Below are 18,750 nucleotides of genomic sequence, written 5' to 3'. Positions count from 1 at the left end.
CGAGTATCTTCCTAATGCGGCGTAAAATTACTGCTGAGGAACAGTATTTCCATTGAGGTGTAGAGGCACCCAACCGAGATTGCCCTTTTGAACTTCAAGCGGCTGGTAATGCGCTTTGTAAGCCATCTTGGGAGAGCTTTCGACGAAATAGCCGAGGTAGACGTAGTCCAGCGCTGCAGCGCGAACTTGGGCGATATGATCGAGAATGATGAATGTCCCCAAACTCCGATGGCTCATGTCGGGGTCGAAGAAACTATAGACCATCGATAGCCCGTCTGGCAGCACATCAGTAAGCGCAACGGCGATCAAAGGCTGATCGGGATGATTAGCGAGCCGATACTCAACCAGAATGGACTGAACTGGTGTGTCTTCGACCATATATTCGTAATCTTGCCAGTCCATCTGCGTCATGCCGCCGGTTTCATGGCGCGCATGGAGATAGCGCTTGAACAGGTCAAACTGTTCGAGTGTTGCGACGGCCGGACGTACTTGGACGGCGATATCAGCGTTCTGCCGCGACGTGCGTCGGAACCGCTTGTTCGGTACAAAGTCTTTGGTGATGATGCGCGCCGATTGGCAGGCGTTACAGCCATCGCATGCGGGGCGGTAAATCAGGTTCTGACTGCGACGAAAACCGTTGTCGCTGAGCATGTGATGCAATGACGTGGCTCGACGGCCGGAAAGATGCGTGAATAGCTTCCGCTCCATTCGGTCCGGCAAGTACGGACACGGCATGGCTGCTGTTAGGAAGAGCTGAGTGGTTTCAGGCGTCTGATCGGTCATCTACATAGCAACTGAGCACAGAACGCATAGGATACTCCTGTGCTCGCTCGGCTGCAATCTCTCAGTACGTATCGTGACCAGTCGTCCGACGCCAATGGCGCACCATAGGAGAACGGCGTACCATCAAGCCACCGACGACCAGATCATGCAGCATCTGGCGACGTGGCATGAACAGCGGGAAAAGCACAGCAATTGGCCATGCGATCCAGAATGTCGCCCAGAACAGTGCGGCGTGGAGAATGGCCATCCAGCCATCGAGAGGCTGTCCCCGTGCTGGCGTGAGGACAATATCCATCATTTGCATGCCCCAAGTCGCCCGGCGATGCGAACCCAGTGTCACTGCGTAGTAAATCAGTACTGAGGCCGGGACGACCAACGCCAGTGCGGCCCACGCCAACCCGAAAGTGAAAAAGCCCAAAATCAGGCCCGCGAATCCGAGGATCAGGGTGATGACCCCGATCAACGCAAGGTCGATAAGGTAAGCGACCACGCGCCGGGTCAAAACGCCCTCGAAAAGTTCTGGGGCAGTTGTTGGGTTCGGCAGTTCAGGGCGAGCGGCGAAGTCTGGGTTCATGCGTAAAACATGGGAAGTGGGGCCGTGTTTGCAAGTGGCGGGTAAACTAACTTTTCAACGCAGTTTGAGCCTCGCTCTTGGGCTAGGCTCGACATATGGTCCGCAGAAGTCGTTTCAGCGGCATGAGTCGTTACGCTGAAGACCCTAGCCGGTATTGGTCAATGTCCACTTCTTCACCGCCCGCAGAGTTAAGTCACAGGCCTTTACGTGGGTTTGTGCTCATCGTCGCGGCGACGCTGCTTTTCGCCTATAATGACACCACCAATAAGCTTCTGCTCGAAGACTATAATGTGCCCATGGTTACGGCGCTGCGCTACATAGGGCATTGCTTGCTGATGATGGCCTTGGTTGCGCCTTTCCGTGGCAAGGAGATGGTCAAAACCGTAAGAACCGGCTGGGTTTTGGTGCGCGCTGGCAGTCTTGCGCTTGGTTCGCTGCTCGTGAGCCTTGCATTCCAGCGAATGCCGGTGGCGGAAACCACTGCTATTGTTTATCTCGCGCCCGTGCTCGTGGTAGCGCTATCTGGCCCGATTTTGAGCGAAAAAGTTGGCCTGAACGCCTGGATCGCCGCTGGTATCGGTTTTGCTGGCGTGCTGCTGATCGCGCGCCCGGGCGGCGGGCTGGACCCGTGGGGCGTGATTTTCGTTCTCGGCAACGTCATCGTTTCAGTTTCTTACAACCTGCTCTCGCGCGTGCTGGCCAGGACGGAGCGCACGACAGCCATGCTGTTTTATTCGGCCTTGGTGGGCGCTATTGGTTTCGGCATTTTCTTGCCCTGGACCATGCATGGCGTATCACCGACGCCGTTCCAAATGCTGCTGTTCTTCGGTTTGGGCGTGTCTGCGTGGCTGGGGCATTATTGCTTTACCCAATCCTATCGCTATGCCCCCGCCGCATTCATCGCGCCGATGAGCTATATGCATCTGCTCTGGGCGGGCATTTTGGGTTGGGTGATTTTCGGCCATGCGCCAGAACCCATTGCTCTTGTTGGCATGGGCCTTGTCGCTGTTGCGGGTGTGGTTAGTGCACTTCGCCCGCGTCGGGGCAAGCGGCCAGCACAATTCGCCTCAGAAGATGGGCTGACCGACAAGGCAGGGTAGGGCGGTTAACCGCCACCGGCTCAAGCCGTTTCGGGCGAATTTGCGGTCTCGGTGTAGCTTGGGATGCGCCTAACGAGCGCCAGTGCTGTGGCGCCGCAGATCAATGCAATACCTGTTGCTGCAATATACAGCGGGACGATGGAGCTCAAAACGCCCTCATTGCTGGTCGCGACGGCATAGCCCGCCATGTTCGCCACCACCCCGCCCAGGGCTGCGCCGATGGCATTGCCGGCCGATTGTGTGGTCGGGATGAGTGTCGACGTTTTGTCCCGTTCCGCGGCGCTGCTCGACTCGATCAGGCTGATCATGGTGTAGCCTGTGCTTGTGCCAAAGCCCAAGCCGATGAAGATTTGCGCAATGGCCACAATCGGTGGCGAGGTTAGCTGCAGTCCGATCAGAACCGTTATCAGCCCAATAGCGACCAGCAGAGGGCCGATGCAGATGAATATCTTTCGTGTTGAGCGCTTCTTGATATTGGCGACGGCGATAGAAGACGCGCTCCATGCCATCGACATAAACGCTGCAAATGCGCCAGCCAGCGTCGGGCCAAAGTCCCACAACTGTTGCAGGAGCATGACAACGTAGACAGCTGACATTGTGCCCGCAATTGGCAGAAGGAGAATAGTCCAGAAGCCGGGGCCTAATGTCGTGTTCGACCAGAATGCGCCCTTGGGTGTCATTGGGGTCGGGTGGCGGCGATCAAGCCAAATCGCAGCCGTTACGAGGAGTGTTCCCAGTGCCACGAGACCGGCGGCCTCCAACCAAGGCATGACTGCAGCGAGGGCTATCAGGAGGACGCCGACGCCAATTCCAAAGAGTCGAATGCCGGGGAACGCCATCTTCTCGGCACTGCTGCGTGTATTGGGAACGACAGCGAGGACCATCACACAGAAAATCAGCGCCAAGGGCACATTGACCAAGAATGCGGCGCGCCATGAAATGAACTCTGTCAAAGCACCTGCGCCAGCGGGGCCACCAAAGCCAGCAATCGCCCATATCATCGCATGGGTACCGAACACTTTTGGCACCAAACGATTGGGAAAGAGCTCGGGGATAAGCGCAAAGCACAACGCGGCAACTGCGCCTTCACCCAATCCCTGAATGGCGCGGCCAATGAGAACCTGCGTCATCGAATTGGCAAAACCGGCGATGAGGGTGCCGATTATGAAAACGCCTGCGGTGGCGATAAGAGCCCAACGCGCGCCGAGCTGTTGTTTGACGAGTACGGCCCCAGCGCCACCTACAATGGCAAACACCAAAAATAGTGTCGTCGCCCAAGCGATAACTTCAACACCGTCCAATTCGCGCACTGCAGTCGGCAGGGTCGTCGTGGAGAGGAAGGAGTTGAACGCTAGTAATGCCACGCCAAGGCAAATGATTGCGGTCGCTCGGAGATAGGAGGGGCCGAAGATTTCGGCCCAACGGCCCTCAACACGATCTGACATTTGCGGCTCGTAGTTTTCCAAGTAAAAACTTGGTAAATCGCTTGGGTGCGGAAAGCAAGTGCGTGGTATGGAAGTGGCGCGATGCGAGCTTTGGCAAAAGGTCTCGCGAAATCATGGCCTTGGCTCGAAAAGCGGAATCAGACTGAGAGAAGGGCATACATAAAAATCCCCGCCGGAGCGGGGATTTCAAAGGTACTTTGCTAGGCCGGGCCTTATTTGGCCAGCGTGCGAGCCATTTCGAGGGCATAATAGGTGAGGATGCCATTGGCCCCAGCACGCTTGAAACTCCACAGGCTCTCAAGCACGGCAGCATCGCGATTGATCGCGCCAGCCCGGCCCGCGAACTCGATCATCGCGTATTCGCCACTCACTTGGTAGGCGTAGATCGGCACGTTGAACGCATCCTTGGCGCGACGGATGACGTCGAGATACGGCAGGCCCGGCTTGACCATAATGCTGTCCGCGCCTTCAGCGATGTCCTGCTCGATCTCACGCAGAGCTTCATCGGAATTGGCGTAGTCCATCTGATATGTGCGCTTGTCACCTTGCAGACGCGAGCCCGAACCAACCGCCTCACGGAAGGGGCCATAGAAGCACGAAGCGTATTTTGCCGAGTAGGACATGATCTGGACCTGATCAAAGCCTTCATCGTCCAGCGCGGAACGGATAGCAGCAACGCGACCGTCCATCATGTCAGATGGCGCAATAATGTCGGCGCCAGCACGCGCCTGAACGATTGCAGACCTGACCATAGCGTCTACGGTTTCGTCGTTTAGGATTGCGCCGTCGCGGACAAGGCCATCTTGGCCGTTTGCCGAGTATTCATCCAAGGCCACGTCGGCAATCAGTCCGATCTCTGGAACCGCGTCCTTGATGGCAGCGAGAACCCGGCACATGAGATTGTTTGGGTTATAGGCCTCTTCTGCGCTTTCGCTGCGAAGCTCGCCCGGTGTATTCGGGAAAATAGCGAGGGCAGGGATGCCAGCATCGCGCGCCTGCTTGGCGGCTTCGACCATAAGATCGATAGACAGGCGTTCGACGCCCGGCATCGTCTTGATCTCAGTGCGCTCGTTCTGCCCCTCGATAACAAAGAGCGGCCAAATCAGATCGCGGGGAAGCAGTTCGGTTTCGCGAACCATGTCCCGGCTCCATGCCGATTGGCGGGTGCGTCGCAGGCGACGGCCACCCAGGAAGCTCATGTCATGCTTGGGCCAGTTGCTCATCACTATGCTCCAGAGGAAAATGCTTTGGTGCGCTTATCCTCCCCTTGCGAGGGGCAAACAAGAAAATGCTGAATAAGGCACGCAGTGTTGAAAGGGTTATCCAGTGCTCTTATCAAACCTAAGCAAAAGCTCACAAGGCGCGGCTTGTCCCAATAAAGCGAGCCAGCTATCAATCATGCCATGTTGTTCCCTGCGCCCAATCACGGCCTTTACATTCGCATCGTCGCTCTCTTCACCCTGGCTCTTGGCCTGAGTGATGCTGCGCGCCTCTTGGGCGTGAGCACGGGCGGGGTCAGCCCAATGGAGCATATGGGAGCAACGGCTTTCACCTATCTCGGTGGTTTTTGCATCGCGCGCCTGTTTGCGGCGGTAGGGCTTTGGCTAAAATCCAGTTGGGGCGCGGTGTTAGTTGTCGCTGCGACAGTATTTGAGCTTGCGCTTTACCTTTCCGGTAACCCTGATGTGCGGATGTCGATGGCCGGTTTCTTCGTTCGCATCCTGCTTTTGCTCGCAATTGTGCTGATTTTTGCACTAACTTTGCGATTAAAACGCGCGGCGGCTGACTAAAAACTCCAGCAAAACTTGCCTTTCATTTGCATCAAAGCACGGGTGTGGCGCAATTTTATGTGTTTACACCTGAGAAAGGTTACGAGTTTCTGACTAGGTGTAAGGCTCAATTAAGCTAAATTGTCATTGCATTCCAGTAAGATAGTTTTAAGCCTGTCAGTTAGTTCGATGTTTATGGGAGACGCCTAGTTTCATCCTCACGAGATGCGAAAAATCGCACAAGCAAAACAGTGAGGCACACTATGGCAATCAAATCGAACGCGGCTGAGGCGCTAACCCCTGAACGCTCTAGCGCAGGCCTGAAGCCACTCTACCTCGAAGCAGTATCCCGTGTTGAACGTCTCCACCGTCGTTTGCTCGACCTGATCAAGGATGAGTTCGACCGTATGGGTTGGGACGACATCAACCCGGTTCAGGCGCTGCTGATGTTCAACATCGGCGACGCAGAGCTCACTGCAGGTGAACTGCGCTCTCGCGGTTATTACCTCGGCTCGAACGTCTCCTATAACCTCAAGAAGCTGGTCGAAACTGGCTACATCTTCCAGGAACGTTCGCGCACTGACCGTCGTTCGGTTCGCATCAAGCTGACCCCTAAGGGTGAAGAAGTGGCGGAAGTGATCGACGAGCTCTATGATCGTCACCTCAAGTCCATCGATAAGGTCGGTGGTCTGGGCGATGACGAGTTCGATGGTCTGAACAAGGCTCTCGCTCGACTTGAACGCTTCTGGGTCGACCAGATCCTCTACAAGCTCTAAACCCGCAACGATTAGAGCGGACACAAATCTTCGGCAGATGGTGGCGTGTGTTGCCTCCGTGCCACGACTCCGAAACAAGCGCCGGCCAGTTGGTCGGCGTTTCTTATTTATGCCGCAAAATTGCGCTTTTCAGTCCGTTACAGGGTTTGAAACCATTAACCGTTAGGTCTATGTCGTTTTCGTTCCTGCGTGACTGTTTTGGGGCATCCATCCTTTGATCGTTATGAGGATGGTAGGGGCCTGCGGGCAAAGAATTTTCTGGGTGGCTAGATGCTTTTGAATCGTCGCAAGTTTTTGGGAGGCTGCGCCTATCTTGGGGCAACTCTAACTCTCCCGAGCGCTCATGCTCAGGGGTGGTTCGGTGGCAATCGCGTTGTTAAGGTCGATCAGGCGGGCAACACTGCCGCTGCAGAGGCGCTCATTGCGACTCGCGAGCCTATCCTTTCCTTCGACACCCTGTACAATCTGCAGCTGGCGATCTCGCAATACGAGCCTTTCGTCGCCGCTGGTGGTTGGGAAGAGATTCCGCAGCAGGCATTCCGCCTCGCTCTCGGCGCGAATTCTCCGGCCGTTGTTGCTGTGAAGCGCCGTCTGATTTCGTCTGGCGACATGCCATTGGTTGAATACGCGGACGACAGTTTTGATGCCGACACGGATCGCGGTGTGCGTGCTTTCCAAGCGCGTCACGGCCTTGTTGTGAACGGACAGATCGACGAAGCCACCTGGTATGCAATGAATGTGTCTGCAGCGCAGCGCATGCAGCAGCTTTATCTGAACTACACCCGGGTTCAGAACATGGCTGCCAAGCTGAACGCGCGCTATGTCGTCGTGAATATTCCGGCGGCAACCATTGAAGCGGTGAACGAAGGTGCGGTGGAACAACGCCACACCGCCGTCGTCGGTCGTGCCGACCGCGCTACGCCGATCATGGCGTCTAACATTCACCAGATCAATTTTAACCCATATTGGCATGTGCCCAAGTCATTGATCCGTCAGGATCTGACCAAGTACATGATGGAAAATCCAAACTACCTCGCAGAGCAGAATATTTTCATCTACGACGGTAGCACCAAGATCGATCCGCAGACGATCAACTGGGCAAATATCTCCGATCGTGAAGTGAACTATATGTACCGTCAGGAGCCGGGCGCGGCGAACTCGATGGGGCACTGCAAGATCAATTTCTACAACCCTTACGATTGTTATCTGCACGACACCCCCGGCAAGGAATTGTTCGGCGAGAACGCGCGTTTCCACTCTTCGGGCTGCGTGCGCGTTAACAACGTCAACCAGATGGTCAATTGGCTGCTGCGCGACAATGGCGACTGGGATCAGAACAAGGTCGACTCGACCTTTGAAGCGCTGACCCGTCTTGACGTTGAAGTAAAGGCGCGTGTTCCAATCCACACCACCTACATCACCGCTTGGGCCAATCGTCAGGGCACAGTCAGCTTCCGTGATGACGTCTACAAGTTTGACGAACAGGGCAAAGTCAGCTTCCAGGCGTAAACGCTCTGGCTTTGCAGGTTTTAAGGCTCCGCTTCGGCGGGGCCTTTTTGCTTTGGGGGGGGTAGGCGTGGCGTTGCTCGGGCCAAGACAGACAAACAAAGCGGGGAAGGGGAGTCTGCTGGTCAGCGCCCCATGTTACGACACTCGCAAATGTGCTAACATGGCGATAGAGCGCTGTTTTTGGAGGCCAATATGGAAGGCGAGGTGTTTTTCGAGTTCGTTCAGCTTGGTCAGCAGATGCGCGTCGCCGCGATTGACGTCGACAGCGGCACTGAGGTGATCGTCATCGCTCCAGTCAATACGGCGCGCGGACATATGCAGCAGCTCGCCCTAGCAAAGCTGCGTAAAAAGCTAGCCGAGACCCAGCCTACGCCGCCTTCCGGCACATTGGGTAAATACGCCTGATTATTGGGCCTTTTCTCGCGCCCCATTTTGCGGCATAAGGCTCTGGTTCGTGCGACTGGCGAGGAAAGATGGGGAACCATCGGGGAGCGCGGACCTTGTTGAGCCGCTCGCCTGGGCACCCATTCGCAAATAGGGGAGCCCTATGGACCCTTTGCACATCGTCCGGCCTTGGAATCGCGCTCTTTCGCGTGATAAAGCCATCGCCAATTCGTCCACTTCGAACTCTTGCGAGGGAACCCTCCGATGAGCGCTGCAAATCTGTTTCCAAACTTCTTCACCAATTCCGTTGCCGAGACCGATCCGGAACTCGCCGCAGCAATGGGTCAGGAACTCGGCCGTCAACAGCATGAAATCGAACTGATTGCGTCCGAGAACATTGTCTCGCGCGCTGTGCTCGAAGCACAGGGTTCGGTTCTGACCAACAAGTATGCCGAAGGCTATCCCGGCAAGCGCTACTACGGCGGTTGCGAATATGTGGACGTGGCGGAAAGCCTTGCCATCGAACGCGCTAAGCAGCTGTTCGGTGTTGAATACGCCAACGTTCAGCCGAACTCCGGTTCGCAGGCGAACCAGGGCGTCTATCAGGCGCTGGTACAGCCAGGCGATACCATTCTGGGCATGTCGCTCGACGCTGGTGGTCACCTGACCCACGGTGCCAAGCCAAACCAGTCTGGCAAGTGGTTCAACGCTATTCAGTACGGCCTGCGTCAGCAGGACGGCTATGTAGACATGGATCAGGTGCGTGCGCTGGCTCGCGAGCACAAGCCAAAGATGATTGTCGCAGGCTTCTCGGCCTATTCGCGCGTCATGGACTGGGCTGAATTCCGCGCAATCGCTGACGAAGTCGGCGCGCTGCTCTTCGTCGATATGGCGCACGTTGCAGGCCTTGTGGCGGGCGGCCAGTACCCAAGCCCATTCCCACATGCACACGTCGCGACCACCACCACCCACAAGACCCTGCGTGGTCCACGCGGTGGTCTGATCCTGACCAATGACGAAGCGATCGCGAAGAAGATCAATTCGGCCATTTTCCCAGGCATTCAGGGCGGCCCGCTGATGCATGTGATTGCTGGTAAGGCAGTTGCGTTCAAGGAAGCTCTGCAGCCTGAATTCAAGCAGTACGCGGCGCAAGTTGTTGCTAACGCTAAGGTGCTCGCTGATACCCTCGTAAAGGGTGGTGTTGAGATCGTCTCCGGCGGTACGGACAACCACTTGATGCTGGTTGACCTTCGTCCGAAGGGCCTGACCGGTAAGGCAACAGAAGCTGCCCTCGGTCGCGCTTACATCACCTGCAATAAGAACGCTGTGCCGTTCGATCCTGAAAAGCCAGCGATCACCTCCGGTATTCGTCTCGGCACTCCAGCGGGCACGACCCGTGGTTTCGGTGAGGCTGAATTCCGCGAAGTTGGTGAGCTGATCATTGAAGTGCTCGATGGTCTTAAGGCCAACGGCGAAGACAACAACGGCGCTGTAGAAGCGGCTGTGCGCGAGAAGGTGAAAGCCCTGACCGCACGCTTCCCGATCTACAGCTAATAAAGGTTTCGGCCTATGCGCTGCCCCTATTGCAGCAATGACGACACGCAGGTGAAGGATAGCCGCCCGACGGAAGATTCGGGCGCTATTCGGCGTCGCCGCGTGTGCAACGCTTGCGGGGGGCGTTTTACGACCTTCGAGCGCGTGCAGCTTCGTGACCTGACCGTCGTGAAAAAGAGCGGACGAAAAGTCCCGTTTGATCGGGATAAACTCGCCCGCTCTGTTAACACGGCCTTGCGTAAGCGCGCTGTAGAACCAGAGCGCGCAGAGCGCATGATCTCCGGTATCGTCCGGCAGCTGGAAAGCTTGGGCGATATGGAGGTCACCTCTGACCAAATTGGCGAATATGTGATGGAAGGCCTCAAAGGGCTCGACGATGTCGCATTTGTTCGCTTCGCGAGTGTGTATAAGAACTTCTCTGCGGCGGACGACTTCCGTAACTTCCTAGCCGAACTTGCTCAGGACAAAACCGTCCTGAGTGAAGATGACTGATAGAACCGATTGAACAGCCGATGACCGACCATCCAAAACGTGATCCCGGCGCTGTGCGCCCCGCTAATCAGCGTGGTGCTGCGCGCCTTGCCGCCGTCCAGGCGCTCTATCAGATGGATATTGGCCGCGCGACGCTGGAAGACACGCTCGCACAGTTCGGTGCCTTCCATCTCGGCCGTGAAATCGAAGGCGAGCAGTATCTGCCCGCTGACGCCGATTTCTTCCGCCAGATCGTGTCCGGCGTTGCTAAGCACCAGCTCCAAGTTGACCCGACGGTTGACAAGGCGCTAGCAGAAGGCTGGCCGATTGGGCGTGTAGACGCGACACTGCGCGCTATTTTGCGCGCCGCTGCCTTTGAGTTGCTGTTCCGCAAGGACATTCCGGCACGCGTCGTTATCACTGAATATGTTGATGTTGCACGTGCGTTCTATGAGGACGATGCAGCGGGCCTGGTGAATGGCGCTCTCGACAAAATCGCCCGCGACGCAGGTTCCGAGCTTTAAAAGAGCCAAATTCAAGAATTCAAAATGCCCGGAGAAATCCGGGTATTTTTTTGTTCTGCCATCGCCCTATCCTGACCGTTGGGAGGGTAGAGGATGGGACAGACAACCGCAGACAGACATGCGGGGGCGGATTTACTGCGCCTCGTCGCCTTCTGCGCGGTTGTTTGCATTCACGCCTATGGGGCTTTTCCCGAAGGCGATCCGATGCGCGACAGCCTGCGCGACCTGTCGCGCTTCGCCGTGCCAAGCTTTTTCATCCTTGCTGGATACTTCAGCGCCAAGATCGCCCCTGTTCGCAAGGTCGGGCAGCGCGTGGCATGGCCGCTCGTGTTCTGGCTCGCGTTCTATAACTTGCGCCCCAGTGCCTTTGTGGGCGACCCCGTCACGCTCGTGGAGCGACTTCTGCTCGTCGCGTGGACCGGAGGGGCGGGATATCATCTGTGGTACTTGCCGGCCTTGCTCGTCGGCGGGACGATCGTATTCGCTGGTCTGTCGAGCGTGGGCTTTGTCGCAACCGCGGTACTAACGACTGTTTTATACGCAACGGGCATGTCGCTGGGCGTATACAGTGAGCTGCTGACCGGCGAAGTTTTTCCGACCTATTGGATGCGCAGCGGGTTGTTCTTCACGCCGATATTCTTCCTGATTGGTGTGAGCCTAAAGCGCGATCCAAGATGGATGCTTCTCTCGACGCGCTGGTGGCTTCTGGTGAGTCTTATGGGGCTCGTGATGCACTTGATCGAGAAATACGGGCTGCGAGGGGTAAACTTATCGGACAACGAGTACTCAATTGGCACGCTGTTCTGGGCCGTAGGCGCAGGCGCTATATTCCTACGCATGAAAAGTCCGACTTCGCCCATTCTGTCGGCACTCGCGCAAGCCAGTTTTGGAGCCTATCTGGTCCACGTCTTCATCCTGAGGCGGGTTGAGGACTACTTCTCATACTGGGATCCATACACGCAGATCATTGTGGTGATCGTGGTGTCGTTAGGCCTTGCAATTGCCTATCGACATGGCCTGAACTGGGCACAATCACAACGGCTAAGAAAACAAAAAAGCCTCGGAAAATCCGAGGCTTAAATTCGTTTCTGGAATCAGAATTAGAACGAGGAGAGGATCGAGTCGATGAAGGTCGCATCCTGACCGAAAGATGGGGTGCGGCGGGTTTCGATGTCGACCGCGCGGCCATCCTGTAACGAGTAGACAGCGCGCTCGCTGACTTTCTTGCTCTTGTCGAAATAGACCGCCAGAACCGTACGTTCCTTGATCTGTGTGAAGCCAAACGAGGTTTGGTTCACCTTGGTCTCGACATAGTACCAAGCGGTCTGGTCACCGAATGTGTTGGTCGACTGTGGCGACCCCAGAACCAACTGGACCGTCTGCTGACTTTGACCCGGACGGATCTGCTGCAGCGCAGTGCTTGGGATGACGTACCCTTGGGTGCGCTGTGTCACCAGAGCAGTGCTGCTACTGCAACCAGCTAGCGCAACGGCCAGAATGGTCGCGACAACGGAGGCTTTTGCAAGACGCAGGCTCATAGTTTGACTTTCCCAATGGCTCTCGACTATAGGCGGTTGTAACGAGGCGCGTGCCTTTTGTGGCCGCCGGAATGTGTAGCTGTCAACTTAGCTTTCTGGCAAGCTGACAGTGGTCCGGCACCCCAATCTGCCTGTGTTTGACCCATACCGACGCCGAGCGCAATCCCATGATTATGTCCTTGTTTCGCAAGAACTCCGCTACAGAGCCAGTTTATGCGATTTATAACGCCATTGTGGCGCAATCCCGGCAGCCTGTTTTCTATGCCGAATGGGGTGTAGCTGACACAGTTACTGGCCGTTTCGACATGATCAGCCTGCACATGGCCCTGCTTTTCCGCCGTCTGCGCGCGGGCGGAGAATCTGACAAGGCGTTTAGCCAAGCCGTATTCGATCTCTTCTTTAAGGATATGGATCGCTCGCTGCGCGAAATGGGCGTGACGGATATCGGTATTCCGAAAAAAATTCAGAAGATGGGGAACATCTTCTTTGGGCTCTTGGCAGCCCTTAATACCGCCATCGATAGCGGCGATAAGGAAGCCTTAAAGGCCGTTCTTGCCCGCAACGTTTATGACCAGCCGACCGACGAACATGTCTCGGCTCTTGCGACTTATGTGTTGGCAGAAGACCAAGCACTGGTGGCGCAGAGCACCTCAGACATAACCGGCGGTAAGCTGACTTTTGGAGCCTAAATTATGACTATCCAAGACGAGCCAATTTTCGACGCCATTGTGCGTCTCGATAAACTCCCAGCGTCTGGTCGTTCCGTTAACGTCAACGCCGACGAAGCGCAGCGCGCTGCAATTGCTGAGTCGCTAAAAATACTCGCCGTTGATCGTTTTGTTGCCGAGCTGACCGTTGTGCCATTGCGCGGCGGGTTACGCGCGCAGGGTTTTGTGGAGGCAGTAGTCCAGCAAGCCTCGATCATCAGCCAGGATCCGGTTGAAGAAAAGCTGCGTGAGCCTATCGATCGTGTGTTTTTGCCTGCAGCTAAGGGTGAAAAACCTGCTGCACCAGGCTCGGAAGTCTTCATTGACCTTGAAGATGACGAATTTCCAGATCACATCGATGGCTCTGAGGTCGATTTGAGCGCTTTGATGCTTGAAACTCTTGCACTTGCGCTCGATCCCTATCCGCGTCTCCCGGGTGAAACCGTCGAGAGCTTAAACTTGCAGAACGAAGGGGAAGAAAATCCCTTTGCTAAGCTCGCAGCCTTGAAGAAGGACGCAGACAAGTCCTAGGGTGAAGGGCTTGCGTCGACCCCATCTTGGGATATGTTTGCTCGCCCCACCGGCGGGCCAGATAACAGGCTGAAATGAACGATACTATAACTATTTCCGTGGACGCTATGGGCGGCGATAACGCGCCCCGCGCGGTCCTCCACGGTGCCTATCTGGCGCTGAAAGAGCGCAAGAACACGCGTTTTATTTTCCACGGCATTGAGGAGCAGGTTGCTCCGCTCCTTGAAGAATTTCCTGCGCTTAAAGCCGCGTCGACACTCGTTCCGTGCGAAACTGTAATCGCGATGGACGAAAAGCCAAGCCAGGCTCTCCGCAAGGGTCGCGGTACGTCGTCCATGTGGAAGGCAATTCAGTCTGTTAAGGACGGCGAAGCCCATGTTGCCATTTCAGGTGGTAACACCGGTGCTCTTATGGCCATGTCGACCTTCTGCTTGCGTCCGATGGAAGGGATTTCCCGTCCTGGTATCGCAGCTATTTGGCCGACTGTGCGCTCGGACATCATCGTACTCGACATGGGCGCGACCATCGGCGCTGACGCTCAGCAGCTGGTAGACTACGCCATTCTGGGTTCGGCACTAGCGCGTGCGCTGTTTGATTCCGAAAATCCGACCGTGGGCCTGCTCAACGTTGGCACTGAAGAGGTGAAGGGCCTGGATTCTATCAAGGATGCTGGCAAAATCCTCGCTCAGGCGAGCGGCAATGGCTTCACCTATCATGGCTTCGTTGAAGGTGATGATATCGGCAAGGGCACCGTCGACGTCGTCGTCACCGAAGGCTTTGTTGGCAATATCGCGCTGAAAACTGCTGAAGGTACCGCCCGTCAGGTCGCTGCCTATCTCAAGCAGTCTCTGACCGCCAATTTGATGAGCAAGATTGGTGCGCTATTCGCGTCCTCTGCCTTGCGCGCTCTCAAGCGCAAAATGGATCCACGTACCGTCAATGGTGGCGTGTTCCTCGGTCTGAACGGCGTGGTCATCAAATCGCACGGCGGCACTGACGAAGTCGGCTACAAGAGTGCTCTCGGCCTTGCCTATGACATGGCGCGCAATCGCCTGATGGACAAGGTTGGCGATACCTTGCAGCGCTTCCCCATTAACAAGACAGAGACTTCTCTGCCTACAGAAACCGAGGCATAATCGGCGTGACCAGAGTACGATCCATCATCCGCGGTGTCGGCAGCTATCTGCCTGCAAACGCTGTCACGAACGAAGATCTCGCTAAGCGTGTGGACACTTCGGACGAGTGGATTCAGCAGCGCGTTGGTATCAAGAAGCGCCACATTGCAGCGGAAGGTGAGTTTACATCTGACCTCGCCACCGCGGCAGCACGTGCGGCGCTCGACAATGCAGGGCTCACGCCTGACGATATCGACCTGATCATCGTCGCGACCACCACGCCTGACTATACGTTTCCATCGGCGGCCTCGCTGGTGCAGATGAAGCTGGGCATGAGCCACGGCTTTTCATTCGATATCCAGGCCGTGTGTTCGGGCTTTGTCTATGCGGTGACAACCGCTGACACCTATATCAAGTCGGGCATGGCCAAGCGTGTTCTGGTTATTGGCGCGGAAACCTTCTCCCGCCTCCTCGACTGGAATGATCGCACCACCTGCGTCCTTTTCGGGGATGGGGCAGGAGCTATCGTACTGGAGCGCGTCGAATTGGCTGAGGGCGAGCCAGATCGTGGTATCCTAGCCTCTGCTCTGCGTTCGGATGGCAAGCACTGGGACAAGCTCTACGTCGACGGTGGGCCGTCGACGACAGGCACCACTGGCCACGTGCGCATGCAGGGTCCGGAAGTGTTCCGCCATGCCGTGGGCAAGATCACCGACGTTGTGTACGCAACATTGGAACAGGCCGGCTACACGACTGACGATCTGGATTGGTTTGTGCCGCACCAGGCCAACAAACGGATCATCGACGGTGCTGGGGCCAAGCTTGGTCTGGCGCCAGAGAAGGTCGTGACCACTGTTGATCAACACGCCAATACTTCTGCGGCTTCTGTGCCGCTCGCATTGAGTGTCGCTGTCGCAGACGGCCGTATTAAGCCGGGTGATCTGGTGATGCTCGAAGCAATGGGTGGCGGATTTACTTGGGGCGCTTCGCTCATTCGCTGGTAAATATCTGACGTGCATTGACGTTAAGCTGTTCAAGGCATTACTGTCTCCCTCGGGGAGAAAGATCCAATGCCTTGAGCGTGCTTATGCCGCGAAATGGGCAGTATTGGGATGTGTTCCTGACTGGGCAGTATTCGTTGTGCCAAAGGGCGCAGCAGTCTCGTCGCTTTCGATACTGGGTACGGACATTCAGTCCGTTGGATTTTGGGGGTGCTATGTCGCAGAAGACTATTACGCGCGCCGATTTGGCCGAAGCAGTTTATGGTTCTGTGGGTCTATCTCGGACGGAATCTGCTGAGCTTGTCGAACGAGTGCTTGAGCTGGTCTCAGACGCTTTGGTCGTCGGTTCTCACGTCAAACTATCGTCCTTTGGGTCGTTCCACGTGCGTTCGAAGAACGAGCGTATCGGACGTAATCCTAAGACGGGCGAGGAGGTTCCGATTTTGCCTCGGCAGGTTCTTGTGTTCAAACCGAGCAACGTGTTGAAGTCCAAGATCAACAAGTCTATGGTTTCCTCTGCAGAGTAAGGCTTTCTTACGAGGGGACCGGCTGTTTTGGATAAGTCGCCCGACGCGTTCCGCACGATTTCGGAGGCAGCTGAAGAGCTGGATCTACCGCAACACGTACTGCGGTTCTGGGAAACTCGGTTTGCTACCATCAAGCCTCTAAAGCGAGGTGGTGGCAGGCGATACTACCGGCCGGAAGATGTGATGCTTTTACGCGGCATCCGCCATTTGCTCTACGATCAAGGGTTTACCATCAAAGGCGTCCAAAAGATCCTAAAGGATCAAGGACCGCGCTATGTCATCGCCGTAGGCGAAGGCAAAGGCCTTGATGAGATACTGCCACTGATTGAAGAGGCGGAAGCTGCGGGAGATGCGGCTGAGCTTGAAGAGGCCGTGCTGTCGGCTAGCCCTGAGCTCGATGAAGATTCGCGCAATAAGCTTTCAGAGGTTCTGCGCGAACTGCTCGAGTGCAAGCGTATCCTAGAGCGGGCTCGCGAACACTAAATCAGTCACGCAATGAATACGGAAGAGCCGCGCTTAGCGCGGCTCTTCGTCGTTTTGAGTGGTCTCTGTCGGTGCCGCCTCTGGGGGCGAAGCGTCGTTCTTTGGGAATTTGACGAAGAAATTCCATACGAAGTAAACCAGAACTACGCCGACGATAGAGGCCCAGAACATGTCGCCTGTATAGAGCAGTTCCCAGCCTAGCCAAATCGCAAGGAACACGGAGATACCGCCGCGTATCCACATCGGTCTAAAAAAGCTGACGTCGTTTTCTTTCAGCGCCATCTGGCCCCCTCACAAAAACATTGAGGGCCTTAGTACAAGGCCCTCAACCAATGCTCCAGCATTTATTACGCAAGTGTTACGCTGTTTGTAGTCTGTTTGGGGTGCTGTCGCGTTCGACCCAATAGATAAACACCGATGCGCCAACAATCAAAAGGGCGCCAATCCAGAAGTAGCCAGACGGCACTTGTCCTAGAGCGATCCAGCCGATCAATCCGCCAAGCGGCACCTTGAGGTCTCCAAAAGGCTGCAGATAGGTAGCGTCTGCATTGCGATAGGCAAAGGCTAGCAGATAGTTCGCTGCCGCGGTGAGTGCGCCGAGCAGCAAAAGCAGGACCAGGCCAAAACCTTCAGGCAATGCAAAGGGGAAGCCATTGGCAAGTCCCGCAGGCAGCACTGTCGGGGCAAGCCAGCCGAGAGCATTGACGATCAGTAAGATCGCCAGATGGTTGGGCGTCACCAGCAGCAGAAGCGAAATGGTAAGCGTTTCGGGGCTCTCCTCGCGGGCGAGGTGTTTGGTGATAATATCTGTGCCGGCCCACAGGGCTGCAGCGAGAATGGGTATCAGTGTTTGTGCGGAGAAGCCTTCGCTGCCAACGCCCGAGACGATGACCGCGCCGACAAAGCCCACGATTGCCGCGCCAAGGCGGGCAGCAGAGACGCGCTCTCCGAGAAAGATGTACGAGCCCATAATGATAAAGAGGGGGCCGGTTGCGAGCAGCGTCACCATTTGCCAGATCGGTACGCCGGAGGCGAAGCCGTAAACGAACACGTGCACGCCCAGTGCCGACACAAAGGCGCGAAGCTCGTGCAACATCGGGTGCCGTGTTCTGAGGTTTTGGAGGCTAATGCGCATGATCAGCGGTAAGGCGAGCAGCGAGGCAATGACATATTGCCAGAAGGCCATGCCTGTGGAGCTCATGTTAAACTGCCATGGTAGCACAGACTGAAGCGTGTTTGATCCTGCGAAAGCGAGCGAGGCAGCGAGCATAAACATAGCGCCGAGGGCTGCATTTCGGGTCGGGGAGGAAATCTGGTTCATTGTCGTCCTTTCCGTAACCAGTTTCCTCAGGGTTACGGGCGGCGACAGCAGGTATGCGCGCGCAAAGGCATGCATACCCAATCTGGGTACCAAATCCCGTTCTCTATCATCCGGACTATGACCGTCGGCTCCGGAATCACACCGGATCTGCTGACCTTCCCGAAAGAAGCGCTCGCGGGCTTGGCTTTGTTAGCCTTACCGCCGGTGGGGACTTTCACCCCGCCCTGAGAACTATGCGGCTAATCCCGCATGCCTCAGACCTAGGGTAGGGCGCCAGAGAATGCAAGAGAGCACAAAAGTGTAACTGGCGCAGGAGGGCGACGCGGCTGCTTTGGCTTCTAAAAAGTCTACTCAATCCGAATACCTCAGCACCCGGATCGAGCCTAGCACGCTAGCTTAGGGTAGGGCCCTAAGAAAAGATCGACGATTAGCGGTTGGCGACCAGCGCGCCGACAGCCGCACCGCCAGCGCCACCAACGACAGCGCCGGTGTAGCCGCCAAGGGCGCCGCCAACTAACGCGCCGCCAGCGCCGCCTACAGCTGCGCCGGTCACAGTGCGCTCTGTGGTTGTGCATGCGGTCATTGTCAGAGCTGCGAAAGCGACAAGCGCGATTGGTGCGAACTTCTTCATTATAGTC

At 56.2% G+C, this 18,750-nt stretch carries 23 protein-coding genes and 2 riboswitches; of the genes, 15 read left to right on the top strand and 8 right to left on the bottom strand.

All coding sequences use genetic code 11. The features are described 5' to 3' along the window. Positions 1–27: 27 nt before the first annotated feature. Positions 28–783 (bottom strand): arginyltransferase, encoded by a 756-nt coding sequence (locus tag JHC09_RS02455; protein ID WP_199530650.1) that lies wholly within the window; start codon positions 781–783, stop codon positions 28–30. A 61-nt stretch (positions 784–844) separates the two neighbouring features. Further along, the gene (locus tag JHC09_RS02450) at positions 845–1,357 is read right to left on the bottom strand and encodes an RDD family protein (RefSeq protein ID WP_169196083.1); all 513 of its coding nucleotides are present in this window, start codon (positions 1,355–1,357) and stop codon (positions 845–847) included. Positions 1,358–1,518: 161 nt separating this feature from the next. On the opposite strand from JHC09_RS02450, the gene JHC09_RS02445 reads away from it, so the two are divergent. After that, entirely contained in the window at positions 1,519–2,457 is a 939-nt protein-coding gene (locus JHC09_RS02445) for a DMT family transporter (RefSeq protein WP_199530649.1), read from the top strand. Between the two features lie 20 nt (positions 2,458–2,477). Here JHC09_RS02445 and JHC09_RS02440 read toward each other — a convergent pair whose 3' ends face one another. Beyond that, the gene (locus JHC09_RS02440) at positions 2,478–3,902 is read right to left on the bottom strand and encodes an MFS transporter (RefSeq protein ID WP_199530648.1); all 1,425 of its coding nucleotides are present in this window, start codon (positions 3,900–3,902) and stop codon (positions 2,478–2,480) included. A gap of 212 nt (positions 3,903–4,114) precedes the next feature. Next, complete coding sequence (gene hemB / locus JHC09_RS02435) at positions 4,115–5,125, bottom strand: porphobilinogen synthase (protein WP_199530647.1); 1,011 nt, start codon at positions 5,123–5,125, stop codon at positions 4,115–4,117. Between the two features lie 180 nt (positions 5,126–5,305). Between hemB and JHC09_RS02430 the strand changes: the two genes are divergently transcribed. The 8 genes from JHC09_RS02430 to JHC09_RS02395 all read left to right on the top strand — a co-directional run bounded on the left by JHC09_RS02430 (position 5,306) and on the right by JHC09_RS02395 (position 11,969). Continuing rightward, complete coding sequence (locus tag JHC09_RS02430; RefSeq protein WP_199530646.1) at positions 5,306–5,692, top strand: hypothetical protein; 387 nt, start codon at positions 5,306–5,308, stop codon at positions 5,690–5,692. Positions 5,693–5,934: 242 nt separating this feature from the next. Continuing rightward, complete coding sequence (locus JHC09_RS02425) at positions 5,935–6,447, top strand: MarR family transcriptional regulator (protein ID WP_169196086.1); 513 nt, start codon at positions 5,935–5,937, stop codon at positions 6,445–6,447. Positions 6,448–6,717: 270 nt separating this feature from the next. After that, positions 6,718–7,956, top strand: a complete 1,239-nt coding sequence (locus JHC09_RS02420; RefSeq protein ID WP_199530645.1) for a L,D-transpeptidase family protein — start codon at positions 6,718–6,720, stop codon at positions 7,954–7,956. Between the two features lie 192 nt (positions 7,957–8,148). Next, positions 8,149–8,361 (top strand): hypothetical protein, encoded by a 213-nt coding sequence (locus JHC09_RS02415; RefSeq protein ID WP_199530644.1) that lies wholly within the window; start codon positions 8,149–8,151, stop codon positions 8,359–8,361. 41 nt (positions 8,362–8,402) lie between these two features. Further along, positions 8,403–8,485, top strand: a riboswitch (ZMP/ZTP riboswitch). Between the two features lie 119 nt (positions 8,486–8,604). After that, entirely contained in the window at positions 8,605–9,894 is a 1,290-nt protein-coding gene (gene glyA, locus JHC09_RS02410; RefSeq protein WP_199530643.1) for a serine hydroxymethyltransferase, read from the top strand. A 15-nt stretch (positions 9,895–9,909) separates the two neighbouring features. Then, positions 9,910–10,386: a transcriptional regulator NrdR gene (gene nrdR, locus JHC09_RS02405; RefSeq protein WP_169196091.1), complete on the top strand. Its 477-nt coding sequence runs from the start codon at positions 9,910–9,912 to the stop codon at positions 10,384–10,386. A 20-nt stretch (positions 10,387–10,406) separates the two neighbouring features. Then, positions 10,407–10,889, top strand: a complete 483-nt coding sequence (gene nusB / locus JHC09_RS02400) for a transcription antitermination factor NusB (RefSeq protein WP_169196092.1) — start codon at positions 10,407–10,409, stop codon at positions 10,887–10,889. A 93-nt stretch (positions 10,890–10,982) separates the two neighbouring features. After that, entirely contained in the window at positions 10,983–11,969 is a 987-nt protein-coding gene (locus JHC09_RS02395; protein ID WP_199530642.1) for an acyltransferase, read from the top strand. 20 nt (positions 11,970–11,989) lie between these two features. On the opposite strand, the gene bamE is transcribed toward JHC09_RS02395, so the two are convergent. Continuing rightward, positions 11,990–12,427 carry an outer membrane protein assembly factor BamE gene (bamE, locus tag JHC09_RS02390; RefSeq protein WP_169196094.1) on the bottom strand — a complete coding sequence of 146 codons (438 nt, stop codon included), beginning with the start codon at positions 12,425–12,427 and terminating at the stop codon, positions 11,990–11,992. A gap of 167 nt (positions 12,428–12,594) precedes the next feature. On the opposite strand from bamE, the gene JHC09_RS02385 reads away from it, so the two are divergent. From JHC09_RS02385 to JHC09_RS02360, 6 genes are all read left to right on the top strand, one after another. Further along, positions 12,595–13,116, top strand: a complete 522-nt coding sequence (locus tag JHC09_RS02385) for a ubiquinol-cytochrome C chaperone family protein (protein ID WP_199530641.1) — start codon at positions 12,595–12,597, stop codon at positions 13,114–13,116. Between the two features lie 3 nt (positions 13,117–13,119). Beyond that, positions 13,120–13,665 carry a YceD family protein gene (locus JHC09_RS02380; RefSeq protein WP_199530640.1) on the top strand — a complete coding sequence of 182 codons (546 nt, stop codon included), beginning with the start codon at positions 13,120–13,122 and terminating at the stop codon, positions 13,663–13,665. 74 nt (positions 13,666–13,739) lie between these two features. Then, positions 13,740–14,801 (top strand): phosphate acyltransferase PlsX, encoded by a 1,062-nt coding sequence (gene plsX / locus JHC09_RS02375; RefSeq protein WP_199530639.1) that lies wholly within the window; start codon positions 13,740–13,742, stop codon positions 14,799–14,801. A gap of 5 nt (positions 14,802–14,806) precedes the next feature. After that, positions 14,807–15,784 (top strand): beta-ketoacyl-ACP synthase III, encoded by a 978-nt coding sequence (locus JHC09_RS02370; RefSeq protein ID WP_199530638.1) that lies wholly within the window; start codon positions 14,807–14,809, stop codon positions 15,782–15,784. A gap of 212 nt (positions 15,785–15,996) precedes the next feature. Then, on the top strand, positions 15,997–16,308 hold the full coding sequence (locus JHC09_RS02365) for an integration host factor subunit alpha (protein ID WP_169196099.1): 312 nt from the start codon (positions 15,997–15,999) through the stop codon (positions 16,306–16,308). A 27-nt stretch (positions 16,309–16,335) separates the two neighbouring features. Continuing rightward, entirely contained in the window at positions 16,336–16,791 is a 456-nt protein-coding gene (locus JHC09_RS02360; RefSeq protein WP_169196100.1) for a MerR family transcriptional regulator, read from the top strand. A 33-nt stretch (positions 16,792–16,824) separates the two neighbouring features. Here JHC09_RS02360 and JHC09_RS02355 read toward each other — a convergent pair whose 3' ends face one another. The 3 genes from JHC09_RS02355 to JHC09_RS02345 form a co-directional block, all read right to left on the bottom strand. Further along, positions 16,825–17,073: a hypothetical protein gene (locus JHC09_RS02355; RefSeq protein ID WP_199530637.1), complete on the bottom strand. Its 249-nt coding sequence runs from the start codon at positions 17,071–17,073 to the stop codon at positions 16,825–16,827. A 76-nt stretch (positions 17,074–17,149) separates the two neighbouring features. Next, complete coding sequence (locus JHC09_RS02350) at positions 17,150–18,112, bottom strand: DMT family transporter (protein WP_199530636.1); 963 nt, start codon at positions 18,110–18,112, stop codon at positions 17,150–17,152. A gap of 94 nt (positions 18,113–18,206) precedes the next feature. After that, positions 18,207–18,348, bottom strand: a riboswitch (FMN riboswitch). Positions 18,349–18,539: 191 nt separating this feature from the next. After that, positions 18,540–18,743 carry a YMGG-like glycine zipper-containing protein gene (locus tag JHC09_RS02345; RefSeq protein ID WP_169196103.1) on the bottom strand — a complete coding sequence of 68 codons (204 nt, stop codon included), beginning with the start codon at positions 18,741–18,743 and terminating at the stop codon, positions 18,540–18,542. Positions 18,744–18,750: the final 7 nt, after the last annotated feature.

Source organism: Devosia sp. MC532 (genome assembly GCF_016461625.1).
Lineage (GTDB): Bacteria > Pseudomonadota > Alphaproteobacteria > Rhizobiales > Devosiaceae > Devosia.
Note: the sequence above shows the minus strand (reverse complement) of the source record. Positions and strands in the feature narration are given on the sequence as shown.

Coding starts and splice junctions, on each gene's coding strand:
- JHC09_RS02455 (WP_199530650.1), bottom strand. CDS start 783: ATGACCGATCAGACGCCTGAAACCACTCAGCTCTTCCTAACAGCAGCC.
- JHC09_RS02450 (WP_169196083.1), bottom strand. CDS start 1,357: ATGAACCCAGACTTCGCCGCTCGCCCTGAACTGCCGAACCCAACAACT.
- JHC09_RS02445 (WP_199530649.1), top strand. CDS start 1,519: ATGTCCACTTCTTCACCGCCCGCAGAGTTAAGTCACAGGCCTTTACGT.
- JHC09_RS02440 (WP_199530648.1), bottom strand. CDS start 3,902: ATGTCAGATCGTGTTGAGGGCCGTTGGGCCGAAATCTTCGGCCCCTCC.
- hemB (WP_199530647.1), bottom strand. CDS start 5,125: ATGAGCAACTGGCCCAAGCATGACATGAGCTTCCTGGGTGGCCGTCGC.
- JHC09_RS02430 (WP_199530646.1), top strand. CDS start 5,306: ATGTTGTTCCCTGCGCCCAATCACGGCCTTTACATTCGCATCGTCGCT.
- JHC09_RS02425 (WP_169196086.1), top strand. CDS start 5,935: ATGGCAATCAAATCGAACGCGGCTGAGGCGCTAACCCCTGAACGCTCT.
- JHC09_RS02420 (WP_199530645.1), top strand. CDS start 6,718: ATGCTTTTGAATCGTCGCAAGTTTTTGGGAGGCTGCGCCTATCTTGGG.
- JHC09_RS02415 (WP_199530644.1), top strand. CDS start 8,149: ATGGAAGGCGAGGTGTTTTTCGAGTTCGTTCAGCTTGGTCAGCAGATG.
- glyA (WP_199530643.1), top strand. CDS start 8,605: ATGAGCGCTGCAAATCTGTTTCCAAACTTCTTCACCAATTCCGTTGCC.
- nrdR (WP_169196091.1), top strand. CDS start 9,910: ATGCGCTGCCCCTATTGCAGCAATGACGACACGCAGGTGAAGGATAGC.
- nusB (WP_169196092.1), top strand. CDS start 10,407: ATGACCGACCATCCAAAACGTGATCCCGGCGCTGTGCGCCCCGCTAAT.
- JHC09_RS02395 (WP_199530642.1), top strand. CDS start 10,983: ATGGGACAGACAACCGCAGACAGACATGCGGGGGCGGATTTACTGCGC.
- bamE (WP_169196094.1), bottom strand. CDS start 12,427: ATGAGCCTGCGTCTTGCAAAAGCCTCCGTTGTCGCGACCATTCTGGCC.
- JHC09_RS02385 (WP_199530641.1), top strand. CDS start 12,595: ATGATTATGTCCTTGTTTCGCAAGAACTCCGCTACAGAGCCAGTTTAT.
- JHC09_RS02380 (WP_199530640.1), top strand. CDS start 13,120: ATGACTATCCAAGACGAGCCAATTTTCGACGCCATTGTGCGTCTCGAT.
- plsX (WP_199530639.1), top strand. CDS start 13,740: ATGAACGATACTATAACTATTTCCGTGGACGCTATGGGCGGCGATAAC.
- JHC09_RS02365 (WP_169196099.1), top strand. CDS start 15,997: ATGTCGCAGAAGACTATTACGCGCGCCGATTTGGCCGAAGCAGTTTAT.
- JHC09_RS02355 (WP_199530637.1), bottom strand. CDS start 17,073: ATGGCGCTGAAAGAAAACGACGTCAGCTTTTTTAGACCGATGTGGATA.
- JHC09_RS02350 (WP_199530636.1), bottom strand. CDS start 18,112: ATGAACCAGATTTCCTCCCCGACCCGAAATGCAGCCCTCGGCGCTATG.
- JHC09_RS02345 (WP_169196103.1), bottom strand. CDS start 18,743: ATGAAGAAGTTCGCACCAATCGCGCTTGTCGCTTTCGCAGCTCTGACA.